Genomic DNA, 14,317 nt, shown 5'->3' on the forward strand with positions numbered 1-14,317 from the left:
CTGAGCGGGAAACGAGACTCGAACTCGCGACCCTAACCTTGGCAAGGTTATGCTCTACCAACTGAGCTATTCCCGCATGTTGCTTCCACCTAAATCCTGCGATAGCGGACGCAAATATAAAAACATTTTTCCTTACGCTGAAAAATCAAATTGATTTTATCTCCGTTTTTTCGTTAAACAGCGTTCCTTTCTGCCGAAAGTTATTGTCCGGCAATTTTTTTGATTTCATTCAGCTTGTTTAATGCCTCCATTGGCGTCAGGTTATTAATATCCAGACTGGCAATTTCGTCACGAATCTGTTTGAGTACCGGGTCGTCTAACTGAAAAAAACTGAGCTGTAAACCCTCCCGGTTTCCCGCTATTTCGCCAACAGGTTTGGCCGGATACTCCTTTCGGTTGTTTTCCTCCAGCTGCTTCAGAATATCATCGGCACGCTTCACCACACTTGGCGGCATACCAGCCATCCGGGCCACGTGAATACCGAAGCTATGGTTGCTTCCCCCCCTAATTAGCTTACGCAGAAAGATGACTTTATTTCCGACTTCCTTCACCGTCACATTATAATTTCGTACCCGATTAAACGATTTTTCCATTTCGTTCAATTCATGGTAATGCGTGGCAAACAGGGTTTTGGCACGGAATTTCGGATGTTCATGAATATACTCCACAATCGACCAGGCGATGGAAATTCCATCATAGGTACTGGTACCACGTCCCAACTCGTCAAGCAGAATAAGGCTCCGCTCCGAAAGGTTGTTCAGTATACTGGCCGCTTCATTCATTTCTACCATGAAGGTCGATTCGCCCAGCGAAATATTGTCCGAAGCGCCGACTCGCGTAAAGATTTTGTCGACAAAGCCTATTTTGGCAGCTTCCGCCGGAACAAAACTTCCCATCTGGGACATCAGCACAATCAACGCGGTTTGTCGTAGCAATGCCGATTTACCGGCCATATTCGGTCCCGTGATGATGATGACCTGCTGTTCGTCGTTATCCAGGTAAACATCATTGGTAATGTAGCTCTCACCTATTGGAAGTTGCTGTTCAATCACCGGATGACGTCCGTCCTTAATATCGATGATCATCGAATCGTTTACTTCCGGCCGTTTATAGTTGTTCTCTTCTGCGATGGTTCCAAACGAAAGCAAACAATCAATCCGGGCGAGAATGACCGCATCGAGCTGAATGGCCTGGATATAATCGGAAATGGAAAAGACCAGATCGGAAAAAAGTTTCGATTCCAGCTCCAGTATTCGTTCTTCTGCTCCCAGAATTTTTGTTTCATACTCTTTCAGTTCCTCGGTAATGTACCGCTCTGCACTAACCAGCGTTTGTTTGCGAATCCACTCCGGCGGAACTTTATCTTTATGCGTATTTCGAACTTCGATGTAGTAACCGAATACGTTATTGAAACCGATCTTCAGCGAAGTAATACCGGTCCGTTCAATCTCCCGGTCAACAATCTTCTTCAGGTAATCTTTTCCCGAAAAGGCGATTCCTCTCAGTTCATCCAGTTCTTCCGAAATACCATCAGCAAGTACCCGTCCTTTCCCAATTTGCGTAGGAGGTTCCGGCACCAGTTCTTTGTCAATGCGCTCTTTGATTGACGTACATGGATTCAGTTGTTCGGCATACCTTTGCAAACTATCGTTTCCCGATTGGTCACAGGCAGTTTTAATCGGCTCAATGGCAGCAAGCGAATTCTTCAAGTGAACCACTTCGCGCGGATTGATACGGCCGGTAGCCACTTTGGAAATGATGCGCTCCAGATCACCAATTTGCCGCAGCGAATCTTCCAGCTCCTCCTTCAAGCCCGGATGAGAGACGAAGTGCTCCACCACATCGAGCCGCTCATTAATGCGCTTGATTTCTTTCAGCGGAAGCGCCACCCACCGTTTTAGTAAACGGGCACCCATCGGCGAAATGGTCCGATCGATAACTTGTACCAGTGTTTTCGCACCTTCGTTTATCGCCGAAAAAAGTTCCAGGTTACGAATGGTAAACCGGTCGAGCCAGACATACCGATCTTCCTCGATGCGCGATAAGCCGGTAATATGCTTTAACTGGTGGTGTTGCGTAAAATCGAGGTACTGCAAAATAGCGCCCGAAGCAATAATTCCCAGTTGTAGCCCATGTACACCAAAACCCTTCAGCGTTTTGGTCTCAAAATGTCGTGTCAGCCTGTCAAAGGCAGTATCTTCAGTATAAACCCAGTCGTCGAGGGTGTATGTATAGAAATTATGCCCGAACGTTTCCTTGAAAAGCTTTTCCTTTCCCTTCTGGAATAACACCTCTTTGGGCTGAAAACTGTTCAGCAACTTATCCACATACTCAAAGTTTCCTTCGGCAGTCATGAATTCGCCGGTGGAAATATCGAGAAACGCTACGCCTGCCATCTGCTTGTCGATGTGCAGCGAGGCCAGAAAATTATTTTCGCGGTGCTCCAGAATGTTATCATTAATGGAAACTCCCGGAGTTACCAACTCGGTAATTCCACGCTTGACAATTTTCTTTGTGGTTTTCGGATCTTCGAGTTGCTCACAAATGGCCACCCGTTGCCCGGCCCTGACAAGCTTAGGCAAGTATGTATCTAAGGCATGATACGGAAATCCGGCCAGTTCCACATAGCTCGCCGAGCCGTTAGCCCGACGGGTTAAGGTAATGCCCAAAATTTCGGCCGCTTTAATGGCGTCTTCACCGAATGTTTCGTAAAAGTCTCCCACACGAAACAGTAATACAGCGTCGGGATGTTTCGACTTGACGCTGTAATATTGCTTCATCAACGGGGTTTCGACGTATTTTTTTGTGCTTTTTGCCAAAGGAATTCAGGTTTTAACAATCTGCGAAAACAAATATAGGAACAATCCAACGGCTGGAAAAGCGTCCTGTTTTCCCGTAACCGGAAGTTTTCAACAAGCGGTCTGCAACACTTGTTTTGCCTATCTAAAAAATATTGTCAACTCTATTTATTTTTCCGTAAACGGATGTCCTCCAGTACATGCTTCCCCGAACGCATTAACAATATCAGCGAAAGCGGAATAACCAGCCAGTGAAACGTTTGCGGCAACAAGGGCATACTTACCAGGAACAATACCAACAGGCCGGCGGTAAACCAGTGATATCCCTTTATTTTTTCACGCATTGGTTTTATCAGCAATATAAAGGCAAACAAAAAATGTGTGGGTAGCGCCCAAATAAGGTTCAGGTTCCAACCTGTTGCCGGATGTGTGGAAACAAATGTCAGGAAAGCCAGTACAAGTCCGGCAATTCCAAAAAGGAGATAAATAATAAAACCAAGCCAAATACCGGCTTTCTTTTTCCGATACTGCCAAACCGATAATGCAAGGACGAGAATAAAGAAAGTCCAAATCACATTGACCGGCGACCATAATTCCGGCTTGAATTTCTTCGGAGGAGCTTCATAAATAGTAGTTCGCGGTAAACACAGTTGAGCATCGACCGAATCTCTGGGGACTTTTGCCTCAGCAAAATCCTTCGAAAGGTAGTCGGGCAGAAACATCTTCTGATAATAGGTAATCTGTTTATCAGCCGGAACGCCTAACGCCATTTTTATTCCAACCCCTGCCCAGGTATTTCCGGGTACGTACCGGTCGAGTAAATTTCGGAAAGTGACCGGCTTTTCTGTTTCCTTTGCCCAAATAATTTTATTATTCAACACTTCTTCCACCCTGTCGCGAATACGTGTTGCACAATTGTCAAAAAAGAAGTTGTACCGGTAAACCCGATTTTCCGGTTTGGCATTTTCAACCAGCAAATCGAAAAGATGCTGCCTTTCATCCGGTGTCAAATCAATTTCCTGTTCATACACACTTCTTTTATAATAGATGTACTCCTGCATAAAATCGGAAAAATACTGCACCGCCAGCATGTAATCCGTTTCTCCCTTGGCAAAGCGATAAACGAAATTCGGAGCATCGAAACTGAATACACCATAGTTGAACACCAGGTCAATTTTATTGGCCGGATCGTGCACCCGCAAGGCTGTATGGCCAAAATAGGAATAGATTTCGTTTCCGGGTTCACAGGTCAAAAGAGAAATACGGGCAGTTGGAGATAACTGAAGGGCACGCGATGCCTGAACAGACAGCGTAAAAAACAACAGGAGAAGCAATAACTTTCGACTCATAATGCAGGGATGAAAATATTTTTGATGGCTAAAAATAAAAAACCGCCGGAAAATTGTCCGGTATTTCCAGTTTTAAAGTTTTAAATAATAGTCTTTTGTCAGTATACGATACGCCTCGGTGTAGTTTCCATCCGCATCCCGGATACATAATTCACTCACCTGGCGATCATCCGGCTTCTTGCTGAATTCCAGCAAAACACGATTGGCTGGTTTGCCTTCGCGGGGAATCACATTGACCACTTTTATCAAATAAAAGCCGTTCAAACGAGCGGTTTCCCTGAACTCATCATATGCAGCGAATGGGATAATAACACAAAAGCGGCCTTCCGGCGAAAGCTTCTTCGTTGCGCCTTCAATCAATTCGGAAAAGGACAAATGCTGATCGTGACGGGCGACAGTGCGATTCTTATCGGGTGATGCAAGCGAATTGGCAAAATAGGGCGGATTGCTTACAATTAAATCATACTGGTCCGGCATTTCTTCAACAAACTCCTGAAATGAAGAGTGAAAGACGGTTACGCGATCAGCCCAGGGTGAAGCTACCACATTCTGATTGGCTTCACAAAATGTGACAGGTTCAATCTCCACCGCATCGACGATGGCTTCCGAACGCTGTGCAAGCATAAGCGCTACCAACCCTGTTCCGGCTCCCACATCCAGAATGGTTTTAGCCCCGGCTACATCAGCCCACGCACCGAGCAGAACACCGTCGGTTCCAACCTTCATGGCCGCCTTTTCCTGTTTGATTTCAAACTGCTTAAAGGTAAATGACTTTGATTCCATTGGTTTAGAATTTCTCAAAAACGCCCAATCCGAACAGGGCAAAATCGTATTTAACCGGATCTTCCGAATCGAAATCCCGAAGACGGGAAGTTAATTCATCCACCGCTTTCCAATCGTTCTGTTTTCGTTTTAACAAGCCCAGCTTTCGTGCTACATTACCTGAATGAACGTCCAATGGCATCATCAGGGCCGAAGCCGGGATATCTTTCCACAAACCAAAATCAACCCCTGTTTGGTTATCCCTTACCATCCACCGCAAAAACATGTTGATACGCTTGGCTGACGAACCTTTCATCGGGTTGGCTACGTGCTTCTGCGTGCGGATCTCCGGCTGGTAACTCAAAAACTTTTCGCGGAAACGGAAAATCCCCTCCATCATACTTCCACTATGTTGAAACCCTTCTGTAAATAAAGCTTCCAAACCATCCTCGTTTCGATAAATTTCCCGTAAGGCAAGAAGAAAATAGCGGCAATCAATTCCATTAAAAGTCCGGTGTACAAAGTCACCAAAACGATCAAACTTTTCCACATCACCCTGAGTGACAAACTCAAACGGGCGGTATCCCATCCAATCCATCAGCCTATGCGCATTGCGAATAATGGTGGGGCGCTGCCCCCAGGCAATGGTCGCAGCCAGAAATCCTGCAATTTCTATGTCCTCCTTACGGGAAAAAAGTCGCGGAATAGAGATGGGATCGGTTTCAATGAACCGGGGCTGGTTATATAAAAGGTATTTTTCGTCGAGAAAGCTTTTCAGTTCCTGGTCGGTCATGCGTTCTAATTCTCAATCACACCATCGCGAATGCGCAACATCCGGTCGGTGGTTTTGGCAAAATGTTCGTCGTGGGTAACAATGATGAAGGTCTGCTGAAACTTTTCCTTCAACTTAAAAAACAGGGTGAACAGATCTTCCTGGTTACGCGAGTCGAGGTTTCCGGAAGGTTCGTCGGCTAATATCACCGATGGGTCGTTGATCAGCGCTCGCGCTACCGCCACACGCTGCTTTTCGCCGCCCGATAACTCCGATGGCTTATGATGAAACCGATCTTTCAGATCGAGACTTTCGAGCAGTTCCTGCGCCTTCGCTTCTACCTCTTTCCTGTCGCGCTTCGAAATATACCCGGGAATACAGACATTTTCGAAGGCAGTAAATTCCGGTAACAAATGATGAAACTGAAAAACAAAACCAATTTCACTATTCCGGAACCGGGAAAGTTCCCGCTCTCCCATTTTAAATACTTCCTTTTTATTGATCTGAACTTTGCCGCTGTCAGGCTTTCCCAAAGTTCCCAGGATTTGTAGTAAAGTGGTTTTTCCAGCACCACTGGCACCAACGATCGATACAACTTCACCCTGGTAAACTTCCAGCGATACACTTTTCAACACCTGTAAATCGCCAAACGATTTGGTGATATTGGTTGCCTGTAATATGATATTCTTTTTACTCATTTTTTTACTGTCACTGCCATTTCAGGTTAGCTAAAAGTACCGAAAAAATAAATGCCGCTCTCCTTTCTTATCGGAAACTCAAATGATGGAAACCACATAAACAACGTAAAATACGAAGAGTAAAAACCCCTCAATACGCAACAACCTCCCTCCATCGAGATTCCCAAGCACAGAAAATTTATGCCAACCCGACTCGCGCAGAGCTACCATATTCTCCCGTAAAGGAATAACAAACAAGAATAAAGCGAGGGCAAATCCCAGCATCCAAATAGTATCAAACCGGAATGCCGTAAAATCTACCGGAATAGGATGAATGGCCGCAGTAAGCCCGATGACACCAAACAGATTGAAAATATTGGACCCAATGATGTTGCCGATAGATATATCAGCTTCTTTTTTTAGCGCGGCCATAACCGATGCAGCAAGCTCCGGAAGACTGGTTCCAAATGCAACGATCGTTATGGAAATAATTCGCTCGGTAATTCCCAGGCTTCGGGCAATGGTCGAAGCACCATCAATCAGGATACGTGAGCCAAATGCCAAAATTCCTACAGAAAGAGCAATAATAAAGAAACTGACGGTGATAGAATAACGCGGTGGAAGTATCTCATGAGCTTCTTTCTGTCGCCGCGAACGCTGGAAACTTTTCCAAACAAACCAAAGCAAAGCGACAAAAAAGACGATTCCTTCGACCCGTTCCACCTTTCCATCCGATATAAAAAAATAAAACACAACGCTGGCAACAAACATAACCGGCCAGGCAAAACGTATCGTTTCCCGCTTAACCGGCATCGCCATCAACGTGGCAGTCAATCCGAGTACCAAAGCGATATTGGCAATATTGGAACCCACCACATTTCCGATAGAAATTTCAGGGTGCCCCGAAATCGCAGCGTCCAGGCTTACGATGAACTCGGGAGCCGACGTTCCAAAGGCTACAACCGTGATTCCAATAACAAGGGTCGAAACTTTAAAATGGCGGGCAAGACTCACCCCTCCCCGTACCAGCAAATCTCCACCGGCAAGTAAAAGAATTAAGCCACCTAGTAATTTCAGATATTCCACACAGGGTAGTTAACGGTAATATTTTTTTCCAATTCTTTTCTATAAAATAAAAACCTCCTTTCACCTCGTGGCGAAAAGAGATCCATCTATATTAAACACAACAAACGCCGACACTTTAGGGTTTACCGATGTGTCGCATCATTGTTTTTTATCCTCAAGCTCTTCCTCAATCTTTCTGCTCAGCTTATTGGATTCGCTGTTTACCGAATCGGTAAAATTGTTGACGTCCTTTTTCAAGTCTGAGGTATGATTTTCAAACTCTTTCTGAATATCACTTGTCGCTTTTTTAAACTCGCGCATCCCTTTACCCAGCGTACGGGCAATTTCAGGAATACTGTTCGCCCCGAAAAACAGCAGCGCCAGTAATAAGACCAGAACCAACTCTGAACCACTCACAAAGAGCAACACATTCCCCATAGTAATTGATTTTGAACAAATATAACATTCATCCGGCAATTGTCATCGCCCTACATCAGATTTTAAAGTTACACCATAAAAAATGCCCGGTTGCTAAAAAGCGACCGGGCATTCATTTAGAAAATATCTTTGTTATTCAGATTATTTCTTCTTGGTAACTCTTTCCTTCACTCTATTGACTGTATCGTAAACAATCGGTGTAGCGATGAAAATCGAAGAATAGGTACCGACAACCACACCCATCATCAAGGCAAAGGTAAATCCTTTAATGGACGTTCCACCGAACAGGAAGATGGCCAGCAGTACCACAAAGGTTGACAGTGACGTACTGAATGTACGACGCAGTGTACTGTTGATGGCTGAATCCATCATTTCCTTACGGTCCTTCTTCGGATGCAAATGGAGGTACTCACGGATACGGTCAAATACAACCACCGTATCGTTTATGGAGTAACCAAGTACCGTTAGAATGGCCGCAATAAAGGCCTGGTCGACCTCCAGCGAGAATGAGAACCAGCCGTCAAATAAGGCAAACATTCCAACAACGATGAAGGTATCGTGCGCCAATGCCACAATTGCACCAAGCGAGTATTGCCACTGCCGGAACCGAATCAAAATATAAAGGAAGATGATTACCAGTGCAAAGAAGATGGATATCAATGCATCTTTCCGGATATCATCCGAAATGGTCGGTCCCACTTTTTGCGAACTCATCCGGTAATCGGAGAGGAATTCCTTCTCAGATGTATTGGCTGGTAAGTACTGTTTTATCCCATCGTACAATTTGGCTTCGATATCTGAATCCACATTATTTCCATCCTCATCGATACGATAATCGGTTGTTATGCGTAACTGGTTGTCACCACCGAAAGTTTTCACTTCAGGCGCCGAACCAAACTCAGGAGTCAATGAATTCATCACTTTCTGTACGGGAACCGGTTGCTCGAAACGAACAACATAAGTACGACCTCCTTTAAAGTCAATTCCGTAATTCAAGCCTTTAAATATCAAGGCCAGAAGAGCTATTGTAATCATGGTTCCTGAAACCATGTAGAAAATCTTCCGTTTATCCAGGAACTTGATAGCTGCATTGCGCAGCCAGCCAGCTGTAAATCTCGAGACAAAACTGATTTTGCGATCCTTTGCCAACCATCTTTCAAATATCAGGCGGGTAATGAAAATCGCGGTAAACATGGAAGTCAGAATACCTATGATAAGTGTAGTCGCAAAACCTTTAATCGGACCAGAACCAAACATGTACAGAACCACACCGGTAAGCAACGTAGTTACCTGTCCGTCGATGATGGCCGAATAAGCATTCCGATAACCATCCTGGATGGCCAGTTTCATCCCCTTACCAGCTTTTAGCTCTTCCTGAACACGTTCATAAATCAGCACGTTCGCATCTACCGACATACCGATGGTTAATACGATACCCGCGATTCCCGGCAGGGTAAGCACAGCCCCCAATGATGCCAGAATACCAATAATATAAAAGAGGTTCGCCACAAGTGCTACGTTGGCTACCATTCCAGCGCTTCCACTATAGAAGAACAACATATAAATAAGGATGAGCACAAAGGCAATCACGAACGACCACATACCGCTGCGAATCGATTCTTTACCCAGTGTCGGTCCTACAATTTCTTCCTGAACGATGTGAGCCGGAGCAGGCATTTTACCTGACTTCAGCATGTTTGCAAGGTCTTTCGCCTCATTTACCGAGAAATTTCCGGTAATGGATGAACGACCTCCAGTAATCTCACCCTGCACAGTCGGGAATGATTGAACCAGGCCGTCAAGAACAATGGCAATGGACTTACCAACATTTTCGCGGGTTAGACGGGCCCAGGTTTTAGCTCCTTCACTGTTCATGGTCATGGATACCTCGCTGGTTGCACGGTTTTGACCGAATTCCTGACGTGCATCAGTAACAGCATCTCCGGTGAGCGGCGCTTTACCATCACGGTTCGTGACCTTCAGCGCAATCAACTGATAATAATCGCCTTTCTTATCCATCGGCTTGGATGTCCAGCGGAATATCATGTTACGCGGGAAGATGGAACGAATCTGCGGCATTTTCAGATATTGGTCAACCCGGGCTGTATCTTTAAAATGCGAGTAGCCAACCACCGGACCACGAAACAACTGTCCGTCGCGTGAAGTATTGGGCGACAATACAGAAAAGAGTGGAAAGTTTTTCGCGATATCAGCAGTCGAACCAGCAGCAAGCGAATCTTTGGTTTGTGCTTTATCCAACTCATTCAACAGACCGGTACCAGTAGTATCTTTCTTCGCTTCAGCTGTTTTTCCTTCCGGTTTTACTTCAGCTGTTTCTGTTGTTTTCTTAGCAGCCTTATCAACCGTATTCTCACCGGTTTCATTCATTTCACGCAAACGCTGGTTTGCTTTCAGCAGGTAAGGATAAACATCACTGTTTTCCCAGGTTTCCCAGAACTCCAACTTGGCAGTTCCTTCCAGCAGCTTCCGGACACGGTCAGCATCTTTTACACCCGGCAATTCGATAAGGATACGACCTTTGGTCTGCAATTGCTGAATGTTAGGCTGAGCCACACCAAAACGGTCGATACGATTACGAAGAATATTAAAGGCATTATCGATGGCACCATCCGTCTCTTTCCTGATAACCTGCAATACCTGTGCGTTAGTCGAATTGTAATTCACCTTATCGCGCAAGTCAACCGTATTAAATATGGCAGCCAGGCGACCATTTGGATCAATTTGCTCGAAAGCCTGACCAAACAGGGTTACAAAATCTTCCTGGCTGTTCTTCTGACGTTCGATCGCCTGTTTCAGCGCAGCATTAAATGTTGAATCTTTACTGTAATTAGCCAGCGAGCGAATCAAATCCGGAACCGAAATTTCGAGGGTTACGTTCATACCACCTTTCAGGTCCAGACCGAGGTTCATCTCGTATTCTTTCACTTCACGGTAAGTATATTTACGAATTCCCAGGAAATTAAATACGGGCTGTCCTGCAACTGAATCGAGATAATACGTTTCACGTTGAGGATTACCGTTTGCGTACTCCAGAGCATCTTTCTCGACCTGTTTGGCCTTGAAAGTAAAGGTTAGCTGGTAAACACAAATTAAGGCTAGCAGGATTGCGAAAAGCCTTATCAATCCTTTATTCTGCATTGGGATATCAGTTTAATTTTCCTATGTAATTTGACAATTCTATACGTTTTCAGCTTAGCACGCAAAGATATTTATTTTTTTCTGAATACAATGGTTTTCACCGGAGCAATGCCCGTCATGTCAGATGCCTCGCAACACATACGAGAGAATGTTATGCAAACTCCACCTCATCGGGCAGTTTCAATAGGAGTTGTTGTTGACCATAATCGATGATTGCTTTGTACCGAATGAGGAAGTCAGAGCCGAGCAGTCCCACAATTTGTTTGTCTGAGAATCTTGCATACTCCTGATTAATGTGTGACAGATCGATTAGCGCAATCGTCAACGAGCCGAAATTGAACTGTCCCAGCCACAATTCACCAATTTCACCAGAAGCGGTTTCCACCAAATCCTTGCCCAAACCAGTTGCCTGCTTTACAGGGTTTTCATCGGGTTGATAATGCTCAGCCATACTTTTGTCGAAAACCGATTTCGATGCGCCGGAATCGATTACCCACCATCCAACATACTCGTTTCCGAACCGGGCTTTCACCAACGGATGGTACGTTCCGGTTTCCAGTTCACACAGTTCAATCGGGATAATAATTTCCATAATGGAGGCATAAAAAAGGGGAACCTGTTTCAGTTCCCCTCCCATTATAATGAAGTATTGATTACTTGCTATTCAATTTGTCGAGTACGCTCATTACTTCGCGAACATGACCTTCACTCTCTTTCAACAGAGCCATTTCATCTTCGTTCAGTTCAAGCTCAATTACTTTCTCGATACCGTTTTTACCCAAAATAACCGGTACCCCCAGGTAGCAATTGTCGATACCGTACTCGCCTTCCAGTCTCACACATACCGGGAATACACGACGCTGATCTTTCACGATGGCTTCAACCATTTGAGCTGCTGCAGCACCCGGAGCATACCATGCCGAGGTACCCATCAATTTCACCAACTCGCCACCACCGGTTTTTGTACGCGATACAATGGCTTCCAGTTTCTCTTCATCAATCAGTTCGGTAACCGGAATACCAGCAACCGTAGTATAACGTGGCAGCGGAACCATGGTATCACCATGACCGCCCATCAACACTGCCTGAATCTCCTTCGGTGAAACACTCAATGCTTCAGCCAGGAATGCACGATAACGGGCAGTATCAAGAATACCAGCCATTCCCATCACCCTCGAGCGTGGGAATTTCGACGACAGGTGTGCCTGATAAGTCATTACATCCAATGGGTTGGATACAATAATAACAATGGCTTCCGGCGAATGCTTAATCACATTCTCGGTAACCGATTTCACGATACCTGCGTTGGTCTCAATCAAGTCATCGCGGCTCATTCCGGGTTTCCGCGGAAGTCCTGACGTAATAACCACAACATCCGAACCAGCTGTTTTTGAATAATCGTTTGATACACCTACCGTGCGGGTATCATATACATTGATGGGAGCTTTTTCCCAAATATCGAGGGCTTTACCTTCTGCCAATCCCTCTTTAATATCGACCAGAATTACTTCGTTTACCACTTCGCGGTAAGCTAATACATCGGCGCAAGTTGCACCAACATTTCCTGCACCTACTACAGTAACTTTCATAAACCTTGCAATTAAGAATTCAGTTATCAATCAGTTTCTATACTTTTTCTAAAAAGCAAACAAATATAACCAGAATAGGATGTAATCAAAAGTATTTTTGCAAGGCTTTCGAAAATCTAAAAGGGTATAACATGGCTGCATTACAGGTAAATCCACATATTTCATTCATCCCCTCGCTTATCTTTATTCATTAGAAATAAGAGTCCCCTTGTGGTAATACTTCCATAAAAAGAGAAGGCCGATTCCTTCGTTAAGGGAAACCGACCTTGTCTCTATATGACTTATAAATGAAAATATTAATTGTCCACTATTGCTTTGATTTCACCAATTATTTTCTCTGCCAGTGCTTCTGCTTTTTCCATGCTTTTACTTTCGGAATATATACGAATGATGGGTTCGGTATTCGATTTTCTTAAATGCACCCATTCTTCAGCAAAATCAATCTTCACACCATCTACATCGTTTACTTGCTCGTGCTTATATTTTTCCTTCATGGCAATCAATACAGCATCTACATTGATTTCCGGTGTCAGTTCAATTTTATTCTTCGAAATAAAATAATTGGGATACTGCGTCCGCAATTCCGAACACTTCTTGCCTGATTTAGCCAGATGAGTCAGGAACAAACCAATTCCCACCAACGAATCGCGTCCATAATGACTGGCCGGATAGATAACTCCACCGTTTCCCTCGCCACCAATCACTGCACCGGTCTCTTTCATCAGAGTGGTTACGTTCACTTCTCCCACTGCCGAGGGCGCATAGGTTCCACCATGTTTTTCGGTGATATCCCGCAGTGCCCGGGAAGAAGATAAGTTGGAAACGGTATTGCCCGGTGTCTGACTCAACACATAATCGGCCACCGCCACCAAGGTATATTCTTCATTGAACATGGTGCCATCTTCGTTGATAATGGCCAGCCGATCAACATCCGGATCGACGACAAATCCAACATCCACACCTTTATCACGAATAATCGCTGAAGTTTCCTGCAGGTTTTCCGGAATAGGTTCGGGTGTATGCGCAAAATGTCCGTGCGGTTCACAGTTGATCTCCACTACCTCTGATACACCGAGCGCTTTTAACATGGCAGGAACGGCCACACCTCCCACAGAATTAACCGCGTCAACCGCTACTTTAAATTTCGCTGCGCGGATGGCTTCCACATCTACCAGGTCGAGGCCAAGCACATGCTGAACATGGTAGTTCGTGTAATCTTTCACCGTTTCCACTCCCAAATCATCCACTTCGGCGAAATAAAAATCTCCTTTTTCAGCAATTGCCAGCACCGTTTTTCCAGCTGCATCGTCAAGAAATTCGCCTTTATTATTCAGTAATTTCAGCGCATTCCACTGTTTGGGGTTATGGCTGGCAGTCAAAATGATTCCACCGTCGGCATTCTCTGTTGTCACCGCGATTTCAGTGGTTGGCGTTGTTGCCAAACCAATATTAATCACATCGGCTCCCATTCCCATTAAGGTTCCGGATACCAAAGCGTTGACCATTTTTCCCGAAATCCGGGCATCGCGACCGACAACGATACGCAGTTTTCCTTCGCTGGTTTGATTATTCTTCGCCCAGGTGCAATAGGCTGCGGTAAATTTTACCACATCGAGCGGACTTAATCCCTCGCCGGGCACTCCACCAATGGTGCCCCGTATTCCTGAAATGGATTTTATCAGTGTCATACAGTGGATCGTTTTGTTTT

At 45.0% G+C, this 14,317-nt stretch carries 11 protein-coding genes and 1 tRNA gene; all 12 read right to left on the reverse strand.

Annotation, left to right across the window (positions count from 1 at the left end; translation table 11 throughout):
* Positions 1-3 precede the first annotated feature (3 nt).
* Positions 4-76: transfer RNA gene (locus tag T426_RS0113355), tRNA-Gly, on the reverse strand.
* A gap of 124 nt (positions 77-200) precedes the next feature.
* Positions 201-2,780 carry a DNA mismatch repair protein MutS gene (gene mutS / locus T426_RS0113360; protein WP_036984234.1) on the reverse strand — a complete coding sequence of 860 codons (2,580 nt, stop codon included), beginning with the start codon at positions 2,778-2,780 and terminating at the stop codon, positions 201-203.
* 182 nt (positions 2,781-2,962) lie between these two features.
* Positions 2,963-4,147: an Lnb N-terminal periplasmic domain-containing protein gene (locus T426_RS0113365; protein ID WP_025863185.1), complete on the reverse strand. Its 1,185-nt coding sequence runs from the start codon at positions 4,145-4,147 to the stop codon at positions 2,963-2,965.
* A gap of 72 nt (positions 4,148-4,219) precedes the next feature.
* Entirely contained in the window at positions 4,220-4,930 is a 711-nt protein-coding gene (locus T426_RS0113370) for a tRNA1(Val) (adenine(37)-N6)-methyltransferase (protein ID WP_025863184.1), read from the reverse strand.
* Between the two features lie 4 nt (positions 4,931-4,934).
* The gene (locus T426_RS0113375) at positions 4,935-5,702 is read right to left on the reverse strand and encodes a TIGR02757 family protein (protein WP_027585832.1); all 768 of its coding nucleotides are present in this window, start codon (positions 5,700-5,702) and stop codon (positions 4,935-4,937) included.
* Positions 5,703-5,707: 5 nt separating this feature from the next.
* A complete protein-coding gene (locus T426_RS0113380) occupies positions 5,708-6,379 on the reverse strand; it encodes an ABC transporter ATP-binding protein (protein ID WP_234406396.1) in 672 nt (223 codons plus the stop codon).
* A 78-nt stretch (positions 6,380-6,457) separates the two neighbouring features.
* The gene (locus tag T426_RS0113385) at positions 6,458-7,444 is read right to left on the reverse strand and encodes a calcium/sodium antiporter (protein ID WP_025863182.1); all 987 of its coding nucleotides are present in this window, start codon (positions 7,442-7,444) and stop codon (positions 6,458-6,460) included.
* A gap of 138 nt (positions 7,445-7,582) precedes the next feature.
* A complete protein-coding gene (locus T426_RS23720; protein WP_025863181.1) occupies positions 7,583-7,861 on the reverse strand; it encodes a Sec-independent protein translocase subunit TatA/TatB in 279 nt (92 codons plus the stop codon).
* A gap of 141 nt (positions 7,862-8,002) precedes the next feature.
* Positions 8,003-11,020: a protein translocase subunit SecDF gene (gene secDF, locus T426_RS0113395; RefSeq protein WP_027585833.1), complete on the reverse strand. Its 3,018-nt coding sequence runs from the start codon at positions 11,018-11,020 to the stop codon at positions 8,003-8,005.
* A gap of 151 nt (positions 11,021-11,171) precedes the next feature.
* Positions 11,172-11,657, reverse strand: coding sequence for a retropepsin-like aspartic protease (locus T426_RS0113400; protein WP_025863180.1), 486 nt, complete (start codon positions 11,655-11,657; stop codon positions 11,172-11,174).
* A 16-nt stretch (positions 11,658-11,673) separates the two neighbouring features.
* Entirely contained in the window at positions 11,674-12,609 is a 936-nt protein-coding gene (gene mdh / locus T426_RS0113405) for a malate dehydrogenase (RefSeq protein ID WP_025863179.1), read from the reverse strand.
* Between the two features lie 296 nt (positions 12,610-12,905).
* A complete protein-coding gene (gene glmM / locus T426_RS0113410; protein ID WP_027585834.1) occupies positions 12,906-14,297 on the reverse strand; it encodes a phosphoglucosamine mutase in 1,392 nt (463 codons plus the stop codon).
* Positions 14,298-14,317: the final 20 nt, after the last annotated feature.

Origin of the sequence: Prolixibacter bellariivorans ATCC BAA-1284 (assembly GCF_000621705.1) — a bacterium.
In the GTDB taxonomy this organism is placed as follows: Bacteria; Bacteroidota; Bacteroidia; order Bacteroidales; family Prolixibacteraceae; genus Prolixibacter; species Prolixibacter bellariivorans.

Bases quoted from the DNA above. Each gene is read 5' to 3' on its own strand.
- T426_RS0113380 (WP_234406396.1), bottom strand. From the start codon at position 6,379: ATGAGTAAAAAGAATATCATATTACAGGCAACCAATATCACCAAATCG.
- T426_RS0113375 (WP_027585832.1), bottom strand. From the start codon at position 5,702: ATGACCGACCAGGAACTGAAAAGCTTTCTCGACGAAAAATACCTTTTA.
- secDF (WP_027585833.1), bottom strand. From the start codon at position 11,020: ATGCAGAATAAAGGATTGATAAGGCTTTTCGCAATCCTGCTAGCCTTA.
- mdh (WP_025863179.1), bottom strand. From the start codon at position 12,609: ATGAAAGTTACTGTAGTAGGTGCAGGAAATGTTGGTGCAACTTGCGCC.
- T426_RS0113400 (WP_025863180.1), bottom strand. From the start codon at position 11,657: ATGGGAGGGGAACTGAAACAGGTTCCCCTTTTTTATGCCTCCATTATG.
- mutS (WP_036984234.1), bottom strand. From the start codon at position 2,780: ATGAAGCAATATTACAGCGTCAAGTCGAAACATCCCGACGCTGTATTA.
- glmM (WP_027585834.1), bottom strand. From the start codon at position 14,297: ATGACACTGATAAAATCCATTTCAGGAATACGGGGCACCATTGGTGGA.
- T426_RS23720 (WP_025863181.1), bottom strand. From the start codon at position 7,861: ATGGGGAATGTGTTGCTCTTTGTGAGTGGTTCAGAGTTGGTTCTGGTC.
- T426_RS0113365 (WP_025863185.1), bottom strand. From the start codon at position 4,147: ATGAGTCGAAAGTTATTGCTTCTCCTGTTGTTTTTTACGCTGTCTGTT.
- T426_RS0113370 (WP_025863184.1), bottom strand. From the start codon at position 4,930: ATGGAATCAAAGTCATTTACCTTTAAGCAGTTTGAAATCAAACAGGAA.